This is a genomic window from Wolbachia endosymbiont of Phyllotreta cruciferae (genome assembly GCF_918697765.1).
GTDB classification, from domain to species: domain Bacteria; phylum Pseudomonadota; class Alphaproteobacteria; order Rickettsiales; family Anaplasmataceae; genus Wolbachia; species Wolbachia pipientis.
This window is the reverse complement of sequence record NZ_OU953855.1, coordinates 1,289,618-1,316,016: the sequence shown is the minus strand read 5'-3', so window position 1 is coordinate 1,316,016 and position 26,399 is coordinate 1,289,618. Positions and strand designations below refer to the sequence as shown.

General features: G+C 34.5%; 23 protein-coding genes, 2 tRNA genes and 1 pseudogene. 15 read left to right on the top strand and 11 right to left on the bottom strand.

From position 1 onward, the window contains the following. The 8 genes from NL281_RS06055 to carA form a co-directional block, all read right to left on the bottom strand. On the bottom strand, positions 1-288 hold the full coding sequence (locus tag NL281_RS06055; RefSeq protein ID WP_253303167.1) for a 50S ribosomal protein L23: 288 nt from the start codon (positions 286-288) through the stop codon (positions 1-3). Then, positions 285-899 carry a 50S ribosomal protein L4 gene (rplD, locus tag NL281_RS06050; protein ID WP_012673183.1) on the bottom strand — a complete coding sequence of 205 codons (615 nt, stop codon included), beginning with the start codon at positions 897-899 and terminating at the stop codon, positions 285-287. Before rplD ends, NL281_RS06055 begins: the two co-directional genes overlap by 4 nt. A 2-nt stretch (positions 900-901) precedes the next feature. After that, positions 902-1,624 carry a 50S ribosomal protein L3 gene (gene rplC, locus NL281_RS06045; protein ID WP_253303166.1) on the bottom strand — a complete coding sequence of 241 codons (723 nt, stop codon included), beginning with the start codon at positions 1,622-1,624 and terminating at the stop codon, positions 902-904. Between the two features lie 9 nt (positions 1,625-1,633). Next, positions 1,634-1,954 carry a 30S ribosomal protein S10 gene (gene rpsJ, locus NL281_RS06040; protein WP_012673184.1) on the bottom strand — a complete coding sequence of 107 codons (321 nt, stop codon included), beginning with the start codon at positions 1,952-1,954 and terminating at the stop codon, positions 1,634-1,636. A 14-nt stretch (positions 1,955-1,968) separates the two neighbouring features. Further along, positions 1,969-3,141: an elongation factor Tu gene (tuf, locus tag NL281_RS06035; RefSeq protein ID WP_253303165.1), complete on the bottom strand. Its 1,173-nt coding sequence runs from the start codon at positions 3,139-3,141 to the stop codon at positions 1,969-1,971. A gap of 78 nt (positions 3,142-3,219) precedes the next feature. Next, positions 3,220-3,290: transfer RNA gene (locus NL281_RS06030), tRNA-Gly, on the bottom strand. 4 nt (positions 3,291-3,294) lie between these two features. Beyond that, positions 3,295-3,377: transfer RNA gene (locus NL281_RS06025), tRNA-Tyr, on the bottom strand. A gap of 114 nt (positions 3,378-3,491) precedes the next feature. Further along, the gene (carA, locus tag NL281_RS06020) at positions 3,492-4,583 is read right to left on the bottom strand and encodes a glutamine-hydrolyzing carbamoyl-phosphate synthase small subunit (protein ID WP_253303164.1); all 1,092 of its coding nucleotides are present in this window, start codon (positions 4,581-4,583) and stop codon (positions 3,492-3,494) included. Between the two features lie 205 nt (positions 4,584-4,788). On the opposite strand from carA, the gene NL281_RS06015 reads away from it, so the two are divergent. After that, positions 4,789-5,283 carry a hypothetical protein gene (locus NL281_RS06015; protein WP_010962761.1) on the top strand — a complete coding sequence of 165 codons (495 nt, stop codon included), beginning with the start codon at positions 4,789-4,791 and terminating at the stop codon, positions 5,281-5,283. Between the two features lie 400 nt (positions 5,284-5,683). Here NL281_RS06015 and NL281_RS06010 read toward each other — a convergent pair whose 3' ends face one another. Together NL281_RS06010 and glpX are read right to left on the bottom strand one after the other, a co-directional pair. Continuing rightward, complete coding sequence (locus NL281_RS06010; RefSeq protein ID WP_253303163.1) at positions 5,684-5,851, bottom strand: hypothetical protein; 168 nt, start codon at positions 5,849-5,851, stop codon at positions 5,684-5,686. Positions 5,852-5,932: 81 nt separating this feature from the next. Next, positions 5,933-6,859, bottom strand: coding sequence for a class II fructose-bisphosphatase (gene glpX, locus NL281_RS06005; RefSeq protein WP_213863134.1), 927 nt, complete (start codon positions 6,857-6,859; stop codon positions 5,933-5,935). Positions 6,860-6,974: 115 nt separating this feature from the next. Here glpX and NL281_RS06000 point away from each other — a divergent pair, with 115 nt between their 5' ends. Both NL281_RS06000 and NL281_RS05995 read left to right on the top strand, forming a co-directional pair. After that, positions 6,975-7,850: an ankyrin repeat domain-containing protein gene (locus tag NL281_RS06000; protein WP_253303162.1), complete on the top strand. Its 876-nt coding sequence runs from the start codon at positions 6,975-6,977 to the stop codon at positions 7,848-7,850. A 118-nt stretch (positions 7,851-7,968) separates the two neighbouring features. Beyond that, positions 7,969-8,265: a hypothetical protein gene (locus NL281_RS05995; RefSeq protein ID WP_253303161.1), complete on the top strand. Its 297-nt coding sequence runs from the start codon at positions 7,969-7,971 to the stop codon at positions 8,263-8,265. 85 nt (positions 8,266-8,350) lie between these two features. Here NL281_RS05995 and ppdK read toward each other — a convergent pair whose 3' ends face one another. After that, positions 8,351-11,086 (bottom strand): pyruvate, phosphate dikinase, encoded by a 2,736-nt coding sequence (gene ppdK / locus NL281_RS05990; RefSeq protein WP_253303738.1) that lies wholly within the window; start codon positions 11,084-11,086, stop codon positions 8,351-8,353. A 210-nt stretch (positions 11,087-11,296) separates the two neighbouring features. On the opposite strand from ppdK, the pseudogene NL281_RS05985 reads away from it, so the two are divergent. From NL281_RS05985 to NL281_RS05930, 12 genes and pseudogenes are all read left to right on the top strand, one after another. Then, positions 11,297-11,845, top strand: a pseudogene (locus tag NL281_RS05985) (Rpn family recombination-promoting nuclease/putative transposase); the annotation flags it as partial. A 426-nt stretch (positions 11,846-12,271) separates the two neighbouring features. Continuing rightward, a complete protein-coding gene (gene ltrA / locus NL281_RS05980) occupies positions 12,272-14,059 on the top strand; it encodes a group II intron reverse transcriptase/maturase (protein WP_253302976.1) in 1,788 nt (595 codons plus the stop codon). Then, positions 14,056-14,211 carry a hypothetical protein gene (locus NL281_RS05975; RefSeq protein WP_253303160.1) on the top strand — a complete coding sequence of 52 codons (156 nt, stop codon included), beginning with the start codon at positions 14,056-14,058 and terminating at the stop codon, positions 14,209-14,211. Before ltrA ends, NL281_RS05975 begins: the two co-directional genes overlap by 4 nt. Further along, the gene (locus tag NL281_RS05970; RefSeq protein ID WP_253303159.1) at positions 14,204-15,601 is read left to right on the top strand and encodes an ankyrin repeat domain-containing protein; all 1,398 of its coding nucleotides are present in this window, start codon (positions 14,204-14,206) and stop codon (positions 15,599-15,601) included. Before NL281_RS05975 ends, NL281_RS05970 begins: the two co-directional genes overlap by 8 nt. A 121-nt stretch (positions 15,602-15,722) precedes the next feature. After that, positions 15,723-16,472 carry an NTP transferase domain-containing protein gene (locus NL281_RS05965; RefSeq protein ID WP_265027770.1) on the top strand — a complete coding sequence of 250 codons (750 nt, stop codon included), beginning with the start codon at positions 15,723-15,725 and terminating at the stop codon, positions 16,470-16,472. A gap of 124 nt (positions 16,473-16,596) precedes the next feature. Further along, entirely contained in the window at positions 16,597-17,550 is a 954-nt protein-coding gene (locus NL281_RS05960; RefSeq protein ID WP_253303157.1) for an NAD-dependent epimerase/dehydratase family protein, read from the top strand. Next, complete coding sequence (locus NL281_RS05955; RefSeq protein ID WP_253303156.1) at positions 17,507-19,834, top strand: glycosyltransferase; 2,328 nt, start codon at positions 17,507-17,509, stop codon at positions 19,832-19,834. Before NL281_RS05960 ends, NL281_RS05955 begins: the two co-directional genes overlap by 44 nt. After that, positions 19,795-21,471, top strand: coding sequence for a WG repeat-containing protein (locus tag NL281_RS05950; RefSeq protein WP_253303155.1), 1,677 nt, complete (start codon positions 19,795-19,797; stop codon positions 21,469-21,471). The genes NL281_RS05955 and NL281_RS05950 overlap by 40 nt, the downstream gene beginning before the upstream one ends. A gap of 4 nt (positions 21,472-21,475) precedes the next feature. Further along, positions 21,476-22,465, top strand: coding sequence for a phytanoyl-CoA dioxygenase family protein (locus NL281_RS05945; protein WP_155969548.1), 990 nt, complete (start codon positions 21,476-21,478; stop codon positions 22,463-22,465). Continuing rightward, the gene (locus NL281_RS05940) at positions 22,466-24,241 is read left to right on the top strand and encodes an ABC transporter ATP-binding protein (protein ID WP_253303154.1); all 1,776 of its coding nucleotides are present in this window, start codon (positions 22,466-22,468) and stop codon (positions 24,239-24,241) included. It abuts the gene before it with no gap. 1 nt (position 24,242) lies between these two features. After that, entirely contained in the window at positions 24,243-25,292 is a 1,050-nt protein-coding gene (locus NL281_RS05935; RefSeq protein ID WP_006280069.1) for a threonine aldolase family protein, read from the top strand. Beyond that, positions 25,289-26,341: a threonine aldolase family protein gene (locus NL281_RS05930; RefSeq protein WP_006280070.1), complete on the top strand. Its 1,053-nt coding sequence runs from the start codon at positions 25,289-25,291 to the stop codon at positions 26,339-26,341. Before NL281_RS05935 ends, NL281_RS05930 begins: the two co-directional genes overlap by 4 nt. Positions 26,342-26,399: the final 58 nt, after the last annotated feature.

The following is a 26,399-nucleotide window of genomic DNA, read 5'->3' as shown; positions in this document are numbered from 1 at the left end:
CTAAATGCTCATTATATCTAATTTTTGACCATCCATCAAAGAAAAATAAACTTTCTTTTTCTGTTTTTCACAACCAATCACACCCCTAAAACGCCTATATTTAGGCTTAATTCTAACAACATTTATAGAAGAAATTTTAACATCAAATAGAGACTCTATTGCCAACTTTATTTGACGCTTATTTACATTTACAAAAACATACAAAGAATATTTATTAAACTTCTCCCTCAAAAAAGAGGCCTTTTCTGTAATTATAGGAGATTTTATTATATTATTATATTTGATCATAACAATCTACCTTCAAGATGCTTTAAAGTATCCTTTGTCAACATCACGCATTCGTGATTCAATATATCAAAAACATTTAACCCAATAGGTTTGATTAAGTCTACATAGTGCAAGTTTTTAGCCGCACGCAACAAATCATCTCCATAATCACCAACTATCAAAAAGGAAGAAAATTTAAAATTTTTAATACATTTACACATTTCAGACGTTTTCTTCACATCAATATTTAAATTATCCAGAATAATTACTTGATTATTTAAATACTTTAGAGATAAAGCAATTTTTAAACCAAATTTGCGTACCTTCTTATTAAGAGAATAAGTATGACTCCTCACAACAGGGCCGAAAATAATCCCACCACCTCTAAATTGAGGAGATCGCAAGCTCCCTTGTCTTGCCCTACCGGTACGTTTTTGACCATAAGGTTTAGCTGTTGTACCAGAGACATCACTAATACCTTTTGTTTTATGAGTACCAGCTCTTCTCTTCGCTAATTGCCATCTCACTATATCATGCAAAATACTCAATTTTTGCTTAGCAGAAAATATCAAAGGATTGAGCTGAGCAGTACCTACATTATCATTAGATAGATTAACTAAATTACATTCCATAACTAACTTACCAAATTACTAGCATCATCATTTACATCTAACAGTAAACCTACCGGAAAAGGAACATCTTTATGTAAAGATTTTTTAACTGCATCTCTTACAAAAACATAGGAATTTTTAAACCCAGGAACATTATTACCCTTCACAGCAATTATACTATTTTCATGATCAATGGATAATATCTTCATATTTTGTGCAGTTATCCTGCTGTTACCTAAATGACCAGCCATTTTCTTTCCTTTGAATACTCTACCAGGATCCTGACATTGGCCAGTGGAACCTTGTGATCTGTGAGCAATAGAAACACCATGAGATGCCCTAAGCCCACTGAAATTATGCCGCTTCATCACACCAGCAAATCCTTTACCTATAGAATAACCCGTAATATCAAGATATTGACCAACCACAAAATGATTGATTCCCACTTTTTTACCACATTCTATTCCCGACAGGTCATTTAATCTACTTTCGTATAACTTACATTTATTATTTATACCCCTTTTCTTTAAATATTCCAACTGAGGTTTTGCTATATTTTTAAAATCTCCTGTGCCTAAAATGACTGAATTATAGCCACATTTATCTTGTCCTTTTATATCAATAATATAAGTTTCGCTGAGATGCAATAAAGTTACAGCCATGCGACTATTGTCAGAATACATAGCAGTATGACCAATATTCATCATTAGTAAACCAATTCTCCTCAGCGAATTTATTCTCTTCATTTCCTTCTCCTAAACCTTAACTTCCTTGACTTTTAAATCCACTTCTACGCCAGCAGAAAAAGATAAACCTGTAAGCATCTGCATCATAGTAGGAGTAAGATCATGTAAAACAATCAAACGCCTAGAAGTTCTCATTTCAAACTGTTCACGAGATTTTTTATCAACGTGAGGAGATCTATTAACAATAAATTTAGAATCTTTCCTTGGCAACGCAATCGGACCAGATAATTTTGCACTGGACCGCTTTAATTCATCAACAAATTTTCGAACACACTCCTCCAATAAAGAACAATCGAAAGCCTTAATGTTAATATATATATCTTGCTTCATCTTAGTTACTACACTCACTCCAAAATTTCAGAAACAACACCAGAACCAACAGTTCTACCGCCTTCTCTTATCGCAAAACGCAATCCCTTATCCATTGCTATCGGTACTTGCAATTCTACTTCTACACTCACATTATCTCCTGGCATTACCATCTCCTTCCCATCTAGCAATTTTATGCTCCCAGTTACATCCGTTGTCCTTAAATAAAACTGTGGCTGGTAATTCGCAAAAAATGGTGTATGCCTTCCTCCTTCCTCTTTCTTTAATATATAAACCTCCGCCTTAAACTTTCTATGCGGTGTTATCGTCCCCGGTTTCGCTAATACTTGCCCTCTCTCCACTTCTTCTCTTTTTGTTCCTCTTAACAATATTCCTACATTGAGTCCTGCACTTCCCTTATCCAGCAACTTCTTAAACATCTCAACACCTGTGCATATCGTCTTTTGCGTCGCTTGCAGACCTATTATCTCTATCTCTTCTCCCGTCTTTATCTCTCCCTTCTCTATTCTTCCTGTTACCACTGTTCCTCGCCCCGATATCGAAAATACATCTTCGATTGGCAATAAAAATGGTAAATCCACAGGCCTTGGTGGAACCGCTACATATTCATCTAACTTTTCCATCAATTTGTCTATTGATTTCTTTCCATATTCGCTGCTGTCATCCTCCAGCGCCTTGAGTGCTGAACCAACCACCACAGGCACTTCATCCCCTGGAAATCCGTATTTACTCAGTAATTCCCTCACTTCCATTTCTACTAAATCTATCATATCAGCATCAGCAACATCAGCTTTATTTATATACACCACGATATATCCAACACCTACCTGCTTCGCCAGCAATATATGCTCTCTCGTTTGTGGCATTGGCCCATCAACCCCCGACACTACCAATATCGCCGCATCCATCTGTGCTGCACCTACTATCATGTTCTTTACATAGTCAGCGTGTCCAGGACAATCAACGTGTGCATAATGCCTTTTTTCCGTCTGATACTCAACATGCGCTGTTGCTATCGTTATCCCCCTCTTCCTTTCTTCTGGCGCTTTATCTATCTGATCGTACGCTACAAAATTTCCATAATGCTTCGTTATCGCCGCTGTTAACGTCGTCTTCCCATGATCCACATGTCCTATTGTTCCCACATTTACATGCGGCTTTCCAAATGCTTCCACTATTGCTGTCATAATTTAAACTTTTCTACCTAAAATACAAATACATCAATAAATAATATGTTGATTTTATAAAAATACAACAAAAAAAAGAGCGGATAGTGGGAATCGAACCCACGTCACTAGCTTGGAAGGCTAGAGCTCTACCATTGAGCTATACCCGCACAATGGAGGAGGTAGGATTCGAACCTACGTACGCTCACGCGGACAGATTTACAGTCTGTTACCTTTAACCACTCGGTCACTCCTCCGCAAAAATTTGTTAAGAGAATACTATTTTAGCATCTTAACTTAAGCTCTTATTGTATTTAATACTAAACGCCTAAAATTAAAAAATCAAGCAATAAAACCTACCCTGATTAAAATCACGCAGATTTCATTTTATACAACACAATATTGTCAATAAAACGTTTAAACAAATAATGCGAATCATGCGTACCTGGCGCTTCTTCTGGATGGTATTGCACAGAAAAGACTGGGTAATCCTTCATCATTATTCCCTCTACACTATTATCAAATAGAGAAATGTGAGTAATTTCAACATTACTTAGAAGAGAAGCTGAATCAACAACGAAACCATGATTTTGGCTAGTGATCTCAACTTTTCCACTAATTACATCATAAACTGGATGGTTACTCCCTCGGTGACCTATATCCATCTTGATGGTCTTTGCCCCCAAAGTAATCGCAAGTAATTGATGGCCCATGCATATGCCAAAAATTGGTATTTTAGATTTTATAATAATGTCTATTTCTGAAACTACACTTTCTCCTATTTCTTGCGGATCACCAGGACCATTTGAAAGCACTATCCCATCTGGATTCATACTCAACACTTTTTGAGCAAAACCTGTGCTTGGTCTGATTAATTCAACTGTACAACCAAGTTCTATTAAGCATGAAACTATACTGATTTTTACGCCAAAATCAACGATTACAACCCTATATTTTGCATTAAGGTCACTTTTAAAATTACTATGCAAGCTGACTTTATTGGTTATTTCTATCCCATTTACAGATTTATATTCCTTCAATTTGTCCAACGCATGCGCCTTACTCGATGAGCATATCATTCCATTTTGAGATCCATGTTCTCTCAAATGTCTCGTTAAAGCTCTAGTATCAACTCCTGATATCCCAATCACGTTATTTTTCTCTAACCAATCATTTAAACTGATATATGAAGAAGGGTGGGACATAGAAGAAAGTTCACGCATAACCACACCACTTGCAAAAATTTTCTTTCCTTCATTATCCTTATGGTTTATTCCAACGTTACCAATATGAGGAAAAGTGAACGTTATAATTTGATCGGCAAAAGAAGGATCAGTTATAGTATGCTGATAACCGGTCATACCAGTGGTAAAACAGACCTCACCTATGCATTTGCCTTTTTTACCTACTGATTTTCCCCAAAAGCACTTGCCATCTTGTAAAATTAAAACTGCGTCCTGCACTTCATTATCTATTTAACTGATTCAAAACAGTATACAAGAATTTCAAATAATACGTAACTCTTTCTAAAATTCCAAATTTAACCACGAAGCAGCAAAAAATAACATGAAAAACTTTTAATACAATCTTTCATATAAAATATATAGTTGACTACCTTCATATTTCGTATTAGATATAGGTAAATCATAAGTAAAGTGGAGGGTAATAATGAACACTGGTACAAATCAATCAAAAAAAATAAATGAGAAGTGGTTAGCTGGAGGAATTGGCGCGCTATTATTTGTAATGATGCTACCGTCGATTCTTCTTTTAGCAAAAATAGCTATAGGGCTAATTATGGTTTCAGTTGCAGCAATAGCGATAAAAGTTGCCTTAAAAACAATATCGAATGCTTTAGAGGATAAACAGGCAGATCAAAGCCAAGCGACGCAACAAACAACACAAAGTAAAATTATAAACCTGGCTATTGGATTAACATCTATATTCGTAGGAGGATTATCACTATTCATTATAGCACAAACTGGCTTAATTGCAGCATGTGCAGCTATAACTGCTTTAGCTCTACACGAATATGTTAAAAATCAAGAAATAGGAAAAGAGATAAATGATAAATTCGACAAGGTAGCTGACGATACAATCAATTTTATTGTTAGCAGTGTTGAAAAACTTATTCCAACAAAGCCGCCAGGCATAACAGCCTAAACTGTCTCCGTTCAGGGCATAAGTGTTACAAGTAGCATTATATAAAGCGATTAATGGCATCCTCCTGATAATAGAATAATTGTATCTGTTCAGGCAATGGCGTCAACTTAAGAGCCTCCATTAGCAAACTCTCCTAAAGATATGATGGCGTTTGGGCTTATCTACCTTATCGCGGCTATACAATCGTCCCGGTCGGATTTTAACTCTTACTATTACCCACAAATATAAATGTTTGTTGCATAGCTCTTAATGGCATAACTTTTGCTTGAAATAACTGTTTATATGGTGCAATTTACAGCTTTTAGTTGCTAAAATTATAACTCTTAGTTTAATAATTTTAATCTAATAAGCTTTCAGGTTAATAAAATTAAATTATTTGAGTAAATACAATACTATGTTTTTATTTGTGGGTAATAGTAAGCTCAAAATCTGAGAGCACACTTTGTACCTGAGTCTCATCGAATTGAAGATTTGCTTGAGGAGATAGAAGAGTCAACTTTTCTTCACTTTCCTTGGTACTCGAATTTTTGTACAAACCATTAAATAGATTTATAATACTAGAAAACATTTCACACCTCTATTGTTATAAGTAAACTTGATTATATCTTAATGCTAAATGTTGTAAAGCTAAAATTAGAAACTAAAAAAGCTAACATAAGTTCTGCATTGTTTGCAGCTTTATCAGCCTATTAGGCAGAATTATTAAAGAATTAGTTGAATAGGTATTATGATTCAATTTAACTCCATCCACAAGTTCTCCGCTTGTTACTCCAGTTGCAATGAACACTGATTCACCTCTTGCCATATCTTTTACGGCGTAGACTTTTTCTGGGTCATCAATATTTAAATTTTTTGCTCTTTCTCTTAACTGATCCGTATCAAGTACTAATCTTCCCTCCATCTGTCCGTCGATAGAGCTTAGCGCTGCAGCCGCAAGCACTCCCTCTGGTGCTCCTCCTATACCGATATACATATCATGATTGCCATTTACTAGTGAAACTATGGCCGCAACATCACCATCATCTATTAGTTTAATTTTTGCTCCTAATTTCCTGATTTTCTCTATTAATTCACCATGCCTTTCACGTTTAAGTACAGTTACCACGAGATCATTCACTTTGCATTTTTTTGCCTTGGCTAAATTGTCTAGATTCTTTTCAATGCTATTTTTTAGTGAGACTACACCCTCTGGAAGATTTTTTCCTACTGCTATCTTTTCCATATAAACATCAGGTGCATGTAAAAAATTACCTTTTTTCGTTGCAGCAAGAACGGACATTGCCCCTGATTTGTAATGAGCACAAATCGTAGTGCCTTCAAGTGGGTCAACAGCAATGTCAATCTCAGGACCATTTCCAGTGCCAACCTTCTCGCCAATATATAGCATCGGCGCTTCATCTCTCTCACCTTCACCAATTACGATAGTACCATTTATTTCCATTGAATTTAATACTGTACGCATTGCATCAACTGCAACCTGATCAGCCTTTTTTTCATCGCCGAAGCCTGCTAGTTTATATGCAGCAAGCGCCGCAGCTTCGGTCACTTTAACTAATTTATAGGCTAAATCTTCCATCATTTGCTTTAAGAACTATATTCAATATATATCATGCTGCTTGAAACTGCAATATGCCTTGACTGGTTGTGGGAAAGTTGCTATAATAAACTAACATATAGTAGTAGGGTTAGTTATGATATATAGTAATGATGATATTAGAGAGTTGTATCTAAATATAAATGAGACTGTAAAACAGAAGCCTCAAGCAAGTCTTGAAGAATTAAGTAAAGAGCTAAATGCAAGAATTGATCTAAAGCAAAAATTTCATAATGGCTGTGTGTTGGGAGATTTACTATTAGCACTTGCAATTGAAAAAAGTAATCTAGATTTTATAAAATTTCTCTTTAAAAATGAGCTAAAAATTATTAGTATCATTTCCCAACAAGAAGAAACATGCCATATTCCCAAAACTATAAATGGTCAATCTATATTAAATTATGCTGTCCATTTTGGTAATACCGAAATTTTAGATCTACTCTTACAAAATGTTAACGCAGAACAATCAAAGCTAATACCTAAAAGCAAGCTGTACAAGTTGTGTCAACAATTAAAGAGTAATGCGTTAGATAAGGCTATAGACAAAAACAATGAAAAACTTGTTACGTTACTCGTGTCAGCGATAGAGGAGAAACAAGAAAAGCAAAAAATATCTAATGAGGAAATTAAAGTAGGATCTGGCAGTAATAATAATGCCACTAGTAAATCTATAGCAACATCAACAAAAAAAACAAATCCAACTACTGTACCAAATAGTGGTAACGGTAGGAGTGTTATTAATAAACCAGTATCTCCTGTAGTATCAACAAACGCCGGCACATCCGCTATGTCAAGCGGTAATGATAAGTCTAGTAATATAAGAACTCACGGCGATGGTCTATCAAATCATACTATTACACCAAATAGTGGTAACGGTCAGCATCATAATAACAAAAATGAAACGCCTGTAGTAACAGTGCCTTCTATATTAACAAAGAAGACAAATACCAATCAAACTTGTTACACCAAATAGTGGTAACGGTCAGCATCATAATAACGAAAATAAAACGCCTGTAGTAACAGGGATTGACCAAACTGCCACACCAAATAATGATAATAAAGCTAACGGCTTTGTAGATGCTCAATTTTCTATGCCAAATGAACAAGAAACTAAATATAAAGAGAGCAAAAAGGATTTTTACACCTCATTGACAAAAGATGTTGTTGGAGTTGTTATTACAGGATTATTCATTACTGCTGCTGTGATGGTTCCATTTGTAGCTGGTGCAGTAGTTTGCAGTGTCATAGCTGCTTTGATTGCAATATATACCGGGTTGCATGTAAAAAATTCTACATTACCAAGTTATAGGGAGATGAGAGAGAATGAAGTTGAACGTGTAACAGGATGTCATCCCAGTGCCCAGACACTGGGATCCAAAAGGCCATAATAAAAACTAGATTCCAGCGTCACGCGCTGGAATGACACCCTCTGGTGGGCTCAAACCATATGAGTAGCCAACACTGCCACTATACTTACCTAGCAAATTTAGATCTAACACTAAACTGTGCTGCCACTAACTTTGCAATCGGTACTCTATAGGGTGAGCATGAAACATAATCTACCCCTGATTCGATGAGAAACTCTATAGATTTTGGATCTGCTCCATGCTCTCCACATATACCCAGTTTTATTTCTTTTCGGGTTTTTTTGCCTCTTTCAATGGCTATCTTGATTAACTCCCCTACCCCTTCGATGTCCAGCACTTCAAATGGGTCGTTTTCGAATATGTTGCTTTCCTTATAAGAATCGAGGAAATTAACTGAATCATCTCTTGAAAGTCCCATGGTTGTTTGCGTTAAATCATTAGTGCCAAAACTAAAAAACTCTGCATGTTTTGCTAACTTATCAGCAATCAGTGCTGCTCTTGGTAGTTCTATCATCGTTCCAATTGAATAAGCCTTGTCTGATGTCATTCCAGCGCGTGACGCTGGAATCTGCGTCTGGATCCCAGCTGAGATAACAGAGGATTCTTTCTTTGCTAGCTCGCATATCAGAATAAATTCTTTCTCGCTCATGATAAAAGGAATCATGATTTCAGGCTCCACTTCTATCTTCTTTTCTTTCTTTAATTCACTTGCAGCACTAAGTATTGCCCTAATCTGCATGCTATATATTTCAGGATGAGAAATAGCAAGTCTACAACCTCGATGGCCAAGCATTGGGTTCTTTTCTGATAACTGTGCTATTTTATTTTTTACTGATTCAACTGACTTACTAAGTGATTTGGCGATTTTTTCTATAGTAGACTGATTATTGGGTAAAAATTCATGTAAGGGCGGATCAAGCAAACGTATAGTGACTTCCCTGCCCTCCATAATAGAAAATATTTCTTTGAAATCAGACTTTTGCATTTCTTCTAGTTTAATGAGCGCATTTGCCCTTTCATTTTCATCGTCAGCTATTATCAATTTTTGAATGAATTCGATTCTATCACTAGCGAAAAACATATGTTCTGTGCGACATAAGCCTATACCTTCTGCACCGAATTCTTTTGCAATTTTTGCATCTTTTGGAGTATCAGCGTTCGCTCTCACTTTGATCGTTTTGATTTCATCTATCCAGTTGGTTATCGTTTTGAATTCTTGCGATAATTCAGGTGAAATTGTAGGAAGAATGCCAAGCATAACCTCCCCTGTTCCTCCGTTGATGGTAATTGGTTCACCTTTATTTACTTTTGCATCCCCTACAGAAAAGAAAGTTCCATCTTTATCGATATAAAGTCCACTCACACTGCAAATGCATGGCTTACCCATTCCACGGGTTACAACAGCAGCATGCGAGGTCATCCCTCCCCGTGCTGTTACTATGCCACTTGCAGCATTCATTCCATTAATATCTTCAGGACTCGTTTCTGACCTTACTAAAATCACTTTTTTACCCTGCTCTGCAGCTTTTTCAGCATCACTTGCACTAAACACTACATATCCAGAAGCAACCCCTGGAGAAGCCGGCAGTCCCTTCCCTATTACTTTCTGGTCACCCTTAACGTCAAGAACTGGATGCAATAAATTGTCAAAAGTTTTTGGATCAATTCTCAATATTCCTTCTTCTTTTGTAATCGTTCCTTCGTTTACCATATCAACTATTATGCGAATAGCAGCTTCAGCCGTGCGCTTGCCAGACCTAGTCTGCAAAATCCATAACTTACCGTCCTGCACAGTAAATTCGATATCCTGCATGTCTTTATAATGCCTTTCAAGTTTTTCACATACCACGCATAATTCTCGGTAGACACTTGGCAGCAACTTCTCCATGGTGTTTTTTTGCTCTCCGTCAATTGGCATAGGAGTATAAACACCAGAAACCACATCCTCACCCTGAGCATTAATCAGAAATTCACCAAAGTATTTTTTTTCTCCAGTTGAAGGATTTCGTGTAAATATCACACCAGTTGCAGAATTATCATTTAAATTACCAAAAACCATTGCTTGCACGTTGACCGCTGTTCCAAGGTTTTCAGGAATATTATGTATTCTTCTATAGGAAACAGCCCTATCATTTTTCCAAGAGGCAAATACTGCATTAACTGAGTTTAACAATTGCTCTTCAACGTTCTGCGGGAAATGTTTCTCAGTTTTTTCATATACTATCTTTTTAAAATCGTTAACAATTCTCTTTAAAACATCAACATCAAGATCAGCTAAGCTTTTTGCTCCACTCTTTTGCTGCTCATTATCAACAACATCTTGAAATAGGTGATGATCAAGCTGTAGTACAACATTGGAGTACATCATGATGAAACGGCAGTAGCTATCGTAAGCAAAACGTTCGCCACTTTTTTTTGCAAGCCCAACAACGGTTTCATCATTTAGACCAACATTTAAAATAGTATCAAGCATGCCCGGCATTGAACTAACACTACCAGAGCGTATTGAAACTAATAAAGGATTATTTAAATCCCCAAATTTACAACCGATGTCATTTTCGAGCATCGCCATGTAGTTTTTGATTCCACTACATATGTCATTCCAGTGCGTGACCACATTTTTTTCTGGATCCGAGTAGTCAGCTACTTGGATAACAGAAGATCTATTGTCTTGATAATAGACTTTGCAAGCAGAGGTGGAAATTGTGAAACCAGGTGGAACAGGAATGCCAACATTGCACATTTCTGCTAAATTTGCCCCCTTTCCTCCCAGCAGATTTTTCATTTCTGCATTGCCTTCGCATTTACCCTGGCTAAAGTAATGTATTAACTTTTCCCCCATCATTTTCTCCGGATTTTCACTGATAAACACATTGTACATATAGTTCCAATAAACCTGTGAGAACTTGAAACCTTAGGATAATAAATTTTACAAAATTTTGCAACAACGTTCCTTCTGGCAACATCAGTAAAGTTAACAAAAAAGATGACAAATTATTGAATTATTATCAATAAGAATATATAATATAAAGATACATTTAAAAATTTTTTTATGGCTCTTTCTAAATTTCTCGACCCCAAGAATGATGTTGCGTTCCGGCGTATTTTTGGTACTGAAAAAAATAAAGACATCCTCATTCACTTTCTCAATGATATTTTGGGGTTCACTGGCAAAGATGAAATAAAAGAAATAGAATTCCTCAGCACTATTCAAGATGCTGAAATTGCCTCTAAAAAACAAAGTATCGTTGATGTTCTTTGCAGGGATGAAAATGGGGTGCAAGTAATAGTCGAAATGCAAGTTGCCAAAACTAAAGGCTTTGAAAAACGCGCTCAATATTACGCTGCTAAAGCTTATTCAAGGCAAGCTGATAAAGGTGATCAATATCAGGATCTTAAAGAAATCATTTTTATAGCTATTGCTGATTGTATTCTCTTTCCTAATAAATCTGAGTATAAGTCAGATCATGTAATGTTAGACAAAGATAGCTATGAACATGATTTAAAAGATTTTTATTTTACATTTATTGAGTTACCAAAATTTCCTAAAACTAAAGAAGACCAATTGGAGAGTATAGTTGAAAAATGGATCTATTATTTTAGTGCGACCTGGAAGGTCATGGTTTTGTGGTGGTTAAATTCCATCTTCCCAGACATCAGGGATAATGTATATCTCACATTTCAAAGAGTGGCAACCTCTGGGATGCAAGCATGAGATAAAAGCAGGTAACACTAAATCTCGTGGTGAATCCCTGCAAACAGAGTTAGATATGATTACGAGAGAAACCTATGTTTGAATTGTCGTCAAAGCATAATATGCGAAAAGAGATTGAACTACGCATAGACCAAAATGGTACGAAGCAAAAAGGGGACTAAAGATTGAAGACTTTAGTTATTGATGTTCCAAGCTTCCGGCAAATAGTAGGAATCTAAGTTTAACGTGAAACGAAGCCATGGAACAGAGTAACCACATAGAAGCTCTTATATTCATTAAAATATAAGTAAGTAGCCAGCCACAAGCTACTATGTGGAAGGATTGTTTAAGAAGCTAATGCCCAAAGTAATATCTGGGATATGCAGACGTAAACACTTTAATTTGGAAGGTAAAGTGGTGAATAGTAGTGAATATGTTATGGACCAGCAAAAAGTTAGGTATGAATGGAATGGAATTCCTTGGCGCAAGCTAAAGAAATCTTCATTTAAGCTACAAAAACGAATTTACCAAGCTTCTAAATGTAATGATATCAAAAAGATGCATAATCTTCAGAGATTATTACTCAAATCAACAAGTGCAAAAACACTCGCTGTTAAGAAAGTAACACAGGACAATAGGGGGAAGAAGACTGCAGGTATTGATGGAAAAGCTAACCTTAATCAAAAAGAAAGATTACAACTATCATATTCTTTAGATATAAAAGAAAAAGCAAAGCCATCAAGACGTGTCTGGATTCCAAAATCTGGTAAGCCATCGGAGCATCGCCCACTTGGTATACCCACTATATCGTGTCGAGCAAAACAAACACTTGTAAAAATGGCTTTAGAACCAGAATGGGAGGCAAAACTTGAGCCAAACACTTATGGTTTTAGACCTGGTAGATCATGTCATGATGCAATTGAAGCCATATTTGATGTGCTAAAACAGAAAACAGCATATGTATTAGATGCTGATATTTCTGGATGCTTTGACAATATTAACCATAATAAATTGCTTGAAAAGCTCAATACCACACCAACATTAAAGAAAATCATAAAAGGATGGTTAGGAGCTGGTGTTATGGAAGATGGAAAGCTTCAATCCACAAAACGTGGTACAATTCAAGGAGGGACGATCTCACCGTTGCTAGCTTGTGTTGCATTACACGGATTAGAGCAACATGTCAAAAAAGCATTAACAAACGAACTCTTTCAATGCATGAAAAGAAAATATGGTAGGATATCGCATAGAAACGCGCAAAAGTCTATTAGTGTAATTTTCTACTGTGATGATTTTGTCATCATACATGAAAACGAAGAGATTATTCTTAAAGCAAAAATTTTAGTTGAAGAATGGTTAGAAACCATTGGACTAAAATTAAAGCCCTCTAAAACAAGAGTTTCTCATACATTAAGAACCATTGACGAAACAAAACCAGGATTTGATTTTCTTGGATTTTCAATAAGACAATATCCAATAAAAGAAAGTAAGAAAGGTTACAAGTTATTAATCAAACCAAGTCGTAATTCTATAAAACAGCATACACTAGCTATTAAACATAAACTCAGAGAAATGCGTGGAGCACCACAAGAACGTGTGATAAAGGATCTCAATCCAATAAACAGAGGATGGAGTCAATATTACTCCTCGGTAGTTTCATGTAAAATCTTTAGCTCATTGGATAATATTATGCATAGAAAACTCTGGAAGTGGGCAGTTTTTAGGCACCCAAACAAAGGGAGATGCTGGATAAAAAGAAAGTACTTTAAGAAGTATAATAACGAAAACTGGCGCTTTATGACAAGTAACAAGGTACGTCTTACTATACACAGCGATCATGTTATTAAACGACATATCAAAGTGCAAAAAACCAGATCCCCATATGATGGTGATTGGGTATATTGGGGTAAACGTCTGAGAAAAATACCAGATAAGCCACTAGGAGTAATAAAATTATTGAGGTTGCAACAAAGTAAATGCGATAATTGTAGACTATGGTTTAAAAGTGATGATACAATAGAAATACATCACAAAGACCGGAATAGACGAAACAATATGATCACAAACTTATCTTTGTTACATGGACATTGTCACGATGAATTACACAGGAGGTGTGCATGAAAAGCACCAAATTAGAGAGAAGCCGTATGAGGCGCAAAGTCTCACGTACGGTTTTGCAGTCGAGTGAGGAAGGGCGACCTTCTTCACTTAGACAACAAAATAGTAGAGAGCTTAATTGCAAAAGGAGCAAATATAAATGCAAAGATGGATGATGGTAGAAGAGCTCTACATTTGGCAGCAGAACATAATCACTTGGAAATAATGAATTTCTTGATTGAAAATGGAGCAGATATTAATGCTCTAGATAACAGAAGTTGGACTCCTCTACATTGTGCAGCATATGATGGTAGTTTAGAAGTTGCTAAATCTTTGCTTGATAAAGGAGCAGACATTAATGCTAAAACAGTTAAAAGTACTACACCTCTACACTTTGCAGTAGACCATGATCATTTAGAGGTGGTTGAATTGCTCTTAGAAAAGGAAGCAGATATTAATGCTTTAGATCACACAAATTGGACTCCTTTACATTTTGCAGCAGAAAAAGGTTATGATCAGATAGCAACCGTTCTATTGAAACATGGTGCTGATGTAAATGTAAAAGAAAATCAAAATAAAGGCACAGCCCTACATCTTGCAGCTCAATATGGTCATCCTAAGGTAGTTAAAACTCTTATTATAAATGGAGCGGATGTTAATGCAAAAATGGATAAAAATGCTACGCCTTTACACTTAGGGGCACAAATTGGTAATTTAGATATAGTTAGGTCTCTACTTATGAGCGGAGCATACTTTAATGCTAGAGCTGAAGGAGGTAGATATGTTTTACCATTACACTTTGCGGAAAGAAGAGGAAACCCAGAAGTTATAAAATTACTAAAATTGACTGAGAAGTTATTTAAGGCTATAGAAGATAATAATTATTTAGGAATTGAGAGTTCCATTAGAGATGGAGCAATCATTGATTCGAAAAACGTGGATGGAAGAACGCCATTACATTATGCTGTTAATAATGGGCACATAAAAGTTGTAAATATCTTGCTAGCAAATGGAGCTGATGCTGCTAAAGTTACTAACAAAGGTAATACACCATTACACACTGCTGCTTCCAAAGGTCATAAAGAAATTATTGAAGCTTTGTTACAACGTATAAGCCACAATAAATTGAGTGATTTTATTAATGCTAAAACAATAGTTAAAGGCACTACATCGTTGCATGTTGCTACTGAAAATAGCTTTTTCGAAGCTGTAAAATCTTTGTTGAAACATGGTGCAATTTATAACATCAAGAATAAAGAAGGTAAAGCACCACTTGATCTTTCTCGAGACCAAAATATTACTAACCTATTGAAATTAGTAGAAGAGCTGTTTGAGAATGCAAAAAATGGTAATGTTGAAATTATCAGTAAGCTGAAAGCAATAAAACCTGATGAGCGCGTAGCTGTAACAAATGCTCGTAATGATCAAGACAAGTCATTAGTCCAGGTTGCAGTAATCAATAAACACTCAAACCTTGCAAGTAGATTATTAGAAATATTAAAAAGTCCAGATCAGAGTTTACAAGATGTCAGCGTAGAAAATAGAGTAAAGAGTTTAAAGTTATAGCTCTCTTAAATGAAACTCTAATGAGGGTGCCAAGATCTAGAAAATATACAAAAATTACAGTGGGATTTACATCTTACTAATTATGAATTAACTTACTACCTAATCAATTCCTGAGTTATGTATGAGTAACATTTTGATAATATTAGCAGCAGGAAAGAGCAGTAGAATGAATTCTGAATATTCAAAAGCGTTGCACCAAGTGGGAAATCTTACTCTTTTAGAACATATAATTTCTAATGCAAAATTGCTGAGTCTAAAAAGCTTATCAATTGTTGTTAACAACTCCCTTCTAAAAGATTTAGAAAACTTTGATAGCCTAAAAAGTATAATCGATCAATACAATATAAAACTAATAATGCAAGAAGATATTACAGGCACTGGCACTGCAGTTAAAATTGCTCTAGAAAATCTGGAGGAGTTATCTGATCAAGACATAGTTTTAATACAGTATGGAGACACTCCCTTTATATCTAGTGATACAGTTATGAAAATGACTGATTGTTTAAAGTATAATAATTTAGTTCTTCTTGGATTCAATAGTCAAGATGAACAATATGGAAGATTAGTAATTGATAATTACGGAAATGTTCAAAAAATCCTAAAAAATGGAGATAAAATGCTTCTTGCAAACTCTGGAATAATGGTTTCATATGCTAAAGATCTCTTTACCTTAGTAAAAGAAATAAAATTTAATAATTCGACCAATGAATATTGTCTTAATGATATAGTGCCCATTGCAGCAACCAATAACTTGAGTGTAGGTTATGTAGTTTCTGATGAAAGAGAAGCAATGGGAGTAAATAATAAGGAGGATTTGATTAAAGCCGAACACTATTTTCAAGAAAGAAGGCAGCCAACTTTTCTTTCATAACTACATTTTTTTATTCATTAATTTAAGTTGACATTTGTTTTATACTGGTTTTATAATACCCTTTAATTCTTACTTGTAAGATAATTGGTATGACAAATTTTCCTAGTTGTAGTAGAGGGTATACATGGGGATATTAATAACAGGTGCTGCAGGTTTGATAGGGTCGACCTTGGTGAAAAAGTTAGAAAACCAAGGTCATGAAGTAATAAGCTGCGATATTAGGTTTCACGGTAATCCACTCAGTTTTTTTTCAGAAGATATAGTACCACTACTTGCTCAGTGTACAGGAATCATTCATCTGGCTGCAATTTCTAGAGTTATACATGGTGAACTTTATCCTACACTGTGTCAAAAAATTAATGTTGATGGTACAATGCGGTTTTTAGGGTTATGTAAGTCACTTCCAAATAAACCATGGTTTATATATGCAAGTAGTAGGGAAGTCTATGGAGAGCAGAAGGAACTGCCAGTTACAGAATCTGCTAGTATCGATCCAATAAATAATTATGCACAAGGTAAAGCATTTATTGAGGAACAAATAACAAGTTCAAAAGATTTTAATGTAGCAATATTACGCTTTTCAAATGTATACGGTGGTTTACTAGATCATAACAGTAGAGTAATTCCTGCACTCTGTATTAATGCATTAAGAGGTGATCCAATTAAAATAGAAGGTAAAGAATGTGTTTTTGATTTTACCTATTTGGATGATGTTATAGAGGGTATATGCTTAACTGTTAAATATTTACAAAGCGAAAAATCTTCTCTTCCTGCTATTCATCTTACTACTAATAGCCCATGTACTTTAGAAAACTTAGCAAAAACAATATTAAAAGTCACGAAAAGTGATTCTAGAATTGATTTTTATCCTCCAAGAAATTTTGATGTAACTAAGTTTCATGGTGATTTTACTAGAGCTAAAGAGCTACTTGGTTGGTCTCCAAAACATTCATTAGAAGTAGGATTAAGTAAATTTATAAAAAGTCTACAAAACAATACACAAGAATATCCTAACAATATAGATATGGTAATATATGAAAATATTAAAAGTTATTCATGGTTACCCTCCTTATTATAGTGCTGGTTCAGAGGTTTATAGCCAAACTCTTGCTCATGAACTAGCAAATAACAATGAGGTACAAGTATTTACTAGGTATGAAAATAGCTTTTTACCTGATTTTTATTACACTACAGTCCTAGATAGTAGTGACTCTCGAATCTTACTGCATTTAATTAATATACCCACAGCTAAATATCGTTACAAATTTATCAATGAAGAAGTAGATATACAATTTAAAAGAGTAATAGATAACTTTCAGCCAGATCTTATACATTTTGGTCATCTTAATCATCTATCAATTACTTTACCAGAAATTGCTTTTAAAGAAAATATACCTACAATTTTTACGCTACATGACTTTTGGTTAATGTGTCCAAGAGGAAGGTTTATTCAACGCAATTCTGAAGATTTGTTACGGCTTTGTGATGGACAAAAGGATCAAAAATGTGCAACTCAATGTTACAAAGGATATTTTACAGGAGATGAAGAATTCCTGAATTTAGACATAAATTATTGGGAACAATGGGTTGCAACTAGAATGAAGCACACAAGGAAAATAATAGACTATATAGATTACTTTATTTCCCCATCGAAATTCTTGATGGATAAATTTACTCAGGATTTTTATGTTCCGATAAACAAAATTTCTTATCTTGATTATGGTTTTGATCTCAATCGTCTTAAGAATAGAAATAGAGCACAAGAAAAAGAGTTTATTTTCGGTTATATTGGTACTCATACTCCCGAAAAAGGTGTTAATCTATTATTGAAAGCTTTTTCTCACTTATCATCTAAAGCAAAACTTAGAATTTGGGGAGCAGCAAGAGAAGAAACTAAAGCTTTAAAAGCGATTGCCGATCAGTTTTCACCTGTTGTTAAAGAAGGAATAGAGTGGATGGGAAGTTATGATAATAAGAATATAGTTACTGACGTATTTAATAAAGTTGATGCAATAGTCGTTCCTTCAATTTGGGGTGAAAATTCACCATTAGTAATACATGAAGCACAGCAACTTAGAATACCAGTTATAACAGCCGATTATGGTGGTATGGCAGAATATGTAAGAGATGGACTATTATTTAAGCACAGAGATGCAAGTAGTTTGTCAGAAAAAATGCAAGTCCTATCTACAAATCAGGAGTTATACAATAAACTTACCCAAAAAGGCTATCCTTATACTGAAAATGGGAATATACCTTCTATGAGTGAGCATATTGAGAAACTTAACAAGATTTACCGTAATGCTATTGAAAAGAAAGGCAAATCAGTAGCTGTGAAACCCGGTCCTTGGAGAATTACTTTTGATACTAATCCAGATTACTGCAATTTTGCTTGTATAATGTGCGAATGTTTTTCACCATACAGCAAAGTTAAAGAAGAAAAGAAAGCTAAAGGAATAAAACCTAAGATACTGTCGATAGAAACTATCAGAAAAGTAATTAAGGAAGCAGCTGGAACACCTTTAAGGGAAATCATTCCTTCTACTATGGGTGAGCCTTTAATGTATAAAAGCTTTGATGAAATAATCAATTTGTGCCATGAGTTCGGTCTTAAGCTTAACCTCACAACCAATGGTTCTTTTCCCATTAAAGGAGCTAGAAAATGGGCTGAACTATTGGTACCAATTTTATCTGATGTTAAGATTTCCTGGAATGGGGCAACTAAAGAAACTCATGAAAGAATCATGAAAGGTTCAAAATGGGAAGTAGTGACAGAAAATTTAAAAACTTTCCTTGAAGTTAGAGATAAATACTTTAGCGATACAGGTGAAAGGTGTACCGTTACTTTACAATTAACATTTTTGGAAAGTAATTTACATGAACTCTATGACATAGTTAAGATGGCCATAAAAAACGGCATAGATAGAGTTAAAGGACATCATCTTTGGGCACATTTTGAGGAAATTAAGGATCTATCTATGAGAAGAGATGAGTTAGCAATTAGTAGATGGAACACGGAGGTGAGAAGGTTATACGAACTTAGAGATAATATTCTATTGCCAAATGGTAAAAAGATAAAATTAGAAAATTTCACAATCCTTTCTCAAGAAGGTATTAAGGATTTGGCTCCAGGTGGTCAATGCCCATTTTTAGGTAAAGAAGCATGGATAAACAATGAAGGAAAGTTTAGTCCTTGCTGTGCTCCAGATGAACTCCGTAAGACATTAGGAAATTTTGGTAATGTTAATGAGGTTAAACTCGAGGAAATATGGCAGAGTAGTGAGTACCTAAGCTTACAAAAGAATTATTTAAATTACAAATTATGCAAAACATGCAACATGAGAAAACCTTTGATCAATTAATCAAAGATAATCTTAAATCTATTAAAATTTCACCGTGTGAGAGTTTTCACGAATTACTAGGAAATCCTTTGTATGAAAATAGGTTTATAAAGGTTGGTAAATTTCATGAGCCCGGTCTTGCACCGGTTTATGATCAGACAGGTGCTTATCATATCAATGTGAGAGGAGAAGCAGTTTATCATCATAGATTTCTAAAAACTTTTGGATTCTACTTCAATAGAGCAGCCGTAGAAGATGATACAGGGTGTTACCATATTGATTCATCTGGATGTAGAGTATACAAACAGTCGTATCAATGGATTGGAAATTATCAGGAAGATGCTTGTGTAGTTAGAAGACATGATAAATGTTTTCATATTAATTTAAATGGCAACAGGATTTATCAGGAGGAATATGATTATGTTGGAGATTTTAAGGATGGTATCTCTGTAGTCTATAAGGATGGCAAAGCTACACATATTAATCATCATGGAAAGTTAGTACATAATAAATGGTATAAAAAACTTAATGTTTTTCATAAAGGGTATTCTATTGCAGAAGATCAACATGGTTGGTTTCATATAGATATTAATGGTGATCCTGTTTACCAGCAGAGATTTAAAATGGTAGAAGCATTCTATAATGGCATGGCAAAGGTTGAAACTTTTGAAGGTGTGTTAGGACAAATCAATATTACCGGAAATGTAAAGTTTAGTATTTTTGATTTAGGTAAAGAATCTCAAGTGCATAGGATTTCTGCAGAACTTTCAGCCTTTTGGAAAACTTACCTAACAAGCGTTGCTATTGAACTTGATTTGTTAAATATTTTACCTGCAACTATGCCAGTTTTATCTAAAAAGTTAAACATTATCGTACCAAATCTAGAAAGGCTGTTAAGGGCGTTGTGGGAAATAGGGTTTATTGATTACGATAAGGACAAGGACTTATGGCAACTATCATCAAAAGGTAAGTGTTTTAAGGAAATACCATTTTTGCCAAAAGCAGCAACGATGTGGGCAAGAGTTGCCGCTGAAAAGAATTGGTTAAAGATTGCCGATATACTAAAACAGAAGTCCATCTCTTCATTTGAATCTTTTAAGGAAAGAGAAGCATCAGAAGATAAGAAAATAGCGTTTTACCAAGCATTGCTAGGATATTCTAGGTTTGATACTAAAGAGTTTAATTCTAGGATTAATATAGATGGTGCTAAGAATATATTGCTATTTGGTGTACACTCTTTATTTCTTGCTTATTCTGATATACACAATAAAGGTTCTATAGGCCTATATAACGAACATAAAGTACCAAGACAGTTAGTAGAAAATTTAAAAGTCAAACTTATAACTCAGGAAGAACTATCAGTTACAAATTATGAATTAGGTGTCTTTTGCCGCTTTCTGCAGCATTATGATGATGATAAAGTATTATCTTATTTAAAATTGGTCAAAGGAATATCTCGTATTTTATTGATAGAAACTATTTTAGATTACCGCTCTCCAACTGGAGGCTCTGTAGATATTAATGTAATGGTTGAAACAGGAGGTAAACTAAGAACATTAAGCGATTGGGAAAAAATATTAAAACAAGTAAAAGGATTCAAAATTTTTGCTGTTGTGCCTTTAACAGATTACTTATCAGTCATTGATGTCAGGTATTAATCATATGGAAATACTACAAAAAAATGGTTTTTTTATTATCAAAAATCTGGTTCCTTTAAAGCTAATAACTCAGTCTTTAAGTGATATAACAAATAAGATATCAGAGCTATCCCAAGAACTAAGTGTTTCAACTTCTGACTACTTAAACTGTACCGGCAGATGGGGCACGTCATCTCAAGTAACTAGAATTATCTCTCAAGCATTAGATGAAATTATTAAAAATTACCTTGAAAAGTCACTTCAGTGTCAGATACTGCAGAAAAAATCAAATGTTATATGTAAAACTGCTGATTTAATAGATGCAGTTCCCTTCCACCAAGACATCTCCTATAGTTTCAATGATCCTTACCACTTTTCTGTTTGGTTAGCTTTGAATAATGTAAGTGAAACTTCAGGTGCACTGCAAATTATAGAAAACAGTCATAAATGGGAAATACAGCCTTTAGTTGATTTTTGGTACCCATATTTTTTTGATCAGTACTCAAATAATCGGGAAAATTACAAAATTAAGTCATTACCTATTTCAGCAGGAGATGCAATAGTTTTTGATTCACGGTTATGGCATGGTAGTGATAAGAATACAGATGCTAAAGATAGATTTGCTTATGTAACAAGGTGGATTATAAAAGATCAAGATCTTCCCTATGTGCCAAAACCTCAGCCTTCAGTTTTTGGTATACTCAATTGTGGTGAGTTAACAGAATCTGTACTGAGAGAATGCTTGTCATTGTTTGGCTACCAGGAAAGTGTAAAAGCAAAAAACATGGAAGAACTTATCAAGAGCTGGTTAGCCTTTATTACAGACACAACTACAAATATTTCTGAGATCGACACTACTGAGGCTAAGCGAGATTTATATAAGCTACTTATTCTGAATCGAGCATCAGCACTACATGATGCTGGAGACATCTCAGGAAAAATATACAAAAATTTATGGTTTTCACTACTTGTATTTCTCAATAAAAAAGTCAACGTAGTGGAGCTAGCATTATAAATGAACAGAAGTAGAGTTGATAGCTTCAAATGTGTATTGATGTTCATCTTGAATATAGTATCTAAATTCAAACTTAATGTACTTATAATGTCTTTAGTTGCCCTGGTGGTAGCTGTTGATTTGTCTTTTAGAAAGTATTTAGTAAAAAATATTCTAGATACAGCTGTAAAATATCAGGAAGGTAATGTAATTGAGAATCTTTTATTACCTGTAAGCGCTTATCTTGGTATGGCATTACTTATCACTACTGCTTTTAGATTCTATGGCTATTTTGTTGACATTCGAATGTTTACCTTAATGCGTCAAAAGATAGCTGATATATCTTTTTGTAGACTACTCCAACAAGACCATTCCTATTATCAGAACAATTTATCTGGAAGCTTAGTACATAAGGTCAGTAGCTTAATGGATAGTGTGATAGAGTTAATAAGATTGCTTATAGATTGTTTTTTCGGTTACAGCATAGCATTAGTCTTAGCTATTTATACCTTATCATTGGTAAACATAAAATTTGCAATCGCTACATTCACTTGGGTAAGCATTTTTATTTTAGTATCGATTTTCAGCTTTCGTGTACTTACTGAACTAGCTGATAATTACTCTAAACAAAATTCACAAGTAATAGCTAGTATAGCAGATAGTATTTTAAATGTTATATCAGTAAGGCTATTTTCTCAGCAAGCACATGAGAGACACAAATTTTTTCAAATATGCAAGAAAAGAACTATTGCAGAGAGAAAATTACAATGGGCATACTTTTGTCTTTGGTTTATATATGGCTATTCATTTGATATACTCCAAGCAGTAAACTTGTACTTTTTAATTTATGACTATCAATTGAACAAGATCGCAATAGGAGATATAGCTCTTGTACTTGGAATTAATATATCTATTATAGAGTTTCTTAACCATCTAACTAGGAATCTTACGCAATTTTCTACTCATTTCGGCAAAGTTTCAGATGCATTGCCAATCTTAACTACCGTACCAGAAATTCAAGATAAGAAAAATGCTAAAGAATTAAATTTATTAAGTGGAAAAATAACGTTTAATAATGTTTCTTTTTCTTATGAAGGTCAGGAGTCATTATTTCAAGATTTCTCAGTTACCATTAATCCTTGCGAAAAAGTAGGTCTAGTTGGTTGTTCTGGAGGTGGTAAATCTACTTTTATAAACTTAATCCTAAGGCTATTTGATGTTAAAAAAGGTAATATACAGATTGATAATCAAATAGTATCAGAAGTTACACAGAGTTCTTTGAGGCAACAAATATCTGTAATACCTCAAGACCCATTGTTATTTCATGATACTATTTTAGCAAACATCATATATGGTAGACTTCAATCTACTATCGAAGAAATAATGAGAGCTGCAAAGCTGGCTGGTATTCACGATTTCATTATGACTCTACCAGATCAATATGGAACTACAGTCGGAGAAAAAGGCATCAAGCTATCTGGAGGAGAAAGACAAAGAATAATAATAGCCAGGGCATTTTTAAAAAACGCTCCAATATTATTTCTCGATGAACCAACTAGTCAGTTAGATTCTATAACAGAAAAAACAATTCAAATGAGTTTATTCAAATTGATGAAAAATAAAACTACGATTACTATAGCACACCGTATTTCTACACTTTTACACATGGACCGAATTCTAGTATTTAACAAAGGAAAAATTGTCCAAGATGGTAAACACGCTGAATTAGTTTCTAAGCAAGGTCTTTACAAGGAACTTTGGAATGCTCAAATTGGTTGTTTGAATGGCAAAAAATAAGATGGAAAAAATTATTGATCTGAGAAGTGACACTACAACTCTGCAGAGCTCCAACGTTATACATGCAATAAGTAATGCAACTGTTGGAGATTTTGCTTATGGTGAAGACAAAAGCTGTAATGACTTATCAGAATATTGCAAACAATTATTCAAAGTAGAAGAAGCATTATTTGCAACCAGCGGTATGCTTGCAAATAGATTAGCCATTGCCAGTCAAACAAGTCCTGGTGATGAACTAATAACTCATTATAATTATCACGTTAATTTTTTCGATAGCGCAGGCAATGCAAAAGTAAATAATATCGTATTTAATTGTATTAGAAATAATAGCGGAATCTTAGATGTTGCTGAAGTAGAATATGCTATTAATTCTAAGCCAAGGTACAAAATTTTTGCTCAGGTGAGTCTTGTTTCTATAGAAAATAGTATAAACGGGTTTAATGGTAAAATTTATCCTTTTGAAAAACAAGTCGAGTTATATCACTTTTTAAAAGCTCACAATGTAAATCTTCATTTAGACGGTGCAAGAATATTTAATGCTCATGTCGAAACAAATATTGCTTTAGCAGATTATGCTAAATATGTGGATACAATGAGCTTTTCTTTTACCAAAGGACTTGGAGCTCCTTTTGGTTCAATGCTTATGGGTAAAAGAGAGATAATTGAAAGGGCTAAAAAGCTACAGGTTTGGCTAGGTAGTGGTTATCATCAGATAGGGTATTGTGCTAATGCAGCAAAGTATGTACTACAGAACAATATTTCTAGGCTTAAAGAAGACAATAAACTCGCCAAACTGTTTGCAGACAAGATTAAGGAAATTCCACACATAAAACTGGTACTACCTTATCCAGAAACTAATATAGTAAGCTTTAGTATAAAAGCACTAAATGTAACTAATGAGGTTTTCTTGAGTAAGTGCCAAGCTTATGGTTTATTGCTTTTTCCTTGGCTCGAGTCTCATATAAGAGCAGTTACCCATCTTGGCACAAAGGAAACAGACATCATGAAAGCTGCTGAAATTATAAAGGAGGTTGTGTTAAATTTAATATGAGAGTAAAAATAGATTTCTTTAGCGATTCAAACACTGACCCTTCAGCTAAAATGAGGGAAGCGATGGCTAAAGCAAAAGTTGGAAACGAAGCTGCATGTGAAGATCCAACTGTGAACGAATTAGTGGCAACCGCATGTAAAATATTAGGTAAACCTGCAGGAATCTTTTTGATTTCAGGAACGATGTCCAATGTAATTGCTTATAAAGTACACATTCAAAGACCTGGTGATTACTTGCTGCTTGATGAAACTTCACATCCACTCATAGTACAATCTGGCTTGATCGCAGCCCAGGCACATGCTACTCCTTTGCCCATCAAAGGTACAAGAGGAATATTTACTGGAGAACAAATTGTTGAGTTTATTACTCGTCCTAGTTTAAGAAATATTCCGAGAGTTGGGCTTGTTTCTATCGAACAAACGACAAATTTTGGTGGTGGAGCTGTGTGGCCTTTAGAATATATTCAAGAGATCTCAAGTCTCTGCAAAGAGAATGACGTATTCACTCATTTAGATGGAGCAAGACTGTTCAACGCTTGTGCTCATACTAAAATATCTCCAAAGGAGTATGCAAGTTATTTTGATTCGGTATTCATTGATTTTAGTAAAGGATTAGGTGCTCCAATGGGCGCAATATTGCTTGGAAGTGAAGATTTTATTGAAAAAGCTTGGTACTATAAGTTTCAAATTGGCGGAGGTATGCACCAAGCTGGCATTATTTCAGCTGCATGTTTATATGCTCTACGTAATAATGTAAATTCTTTAGAAGAAGATCATAAAAAAATGCAGCACCTTATAGAAGGCCTAGACTCCATAGATCAAGTTATAATTGATATCGACCTGTATAAAACTAATATAGCGTATTTTTCATTACGTACTAATTGTATATCTACTCAAGAATTAATAAACGTACTAATGACAAATTATGGAATTAGAATGGCTAACATCAAAGGTAAAATCAGAGCTATAACACATAGAGATATAAGCTATGAAGATATTAATACTACTGTATCTGCTATAAGAAAGATACTAAGTAATTTTCTGCACTAATTGTTTGCAAACTTCTTGTCAAACAATATTATACCAATATAGTATTATGCTAGCATCT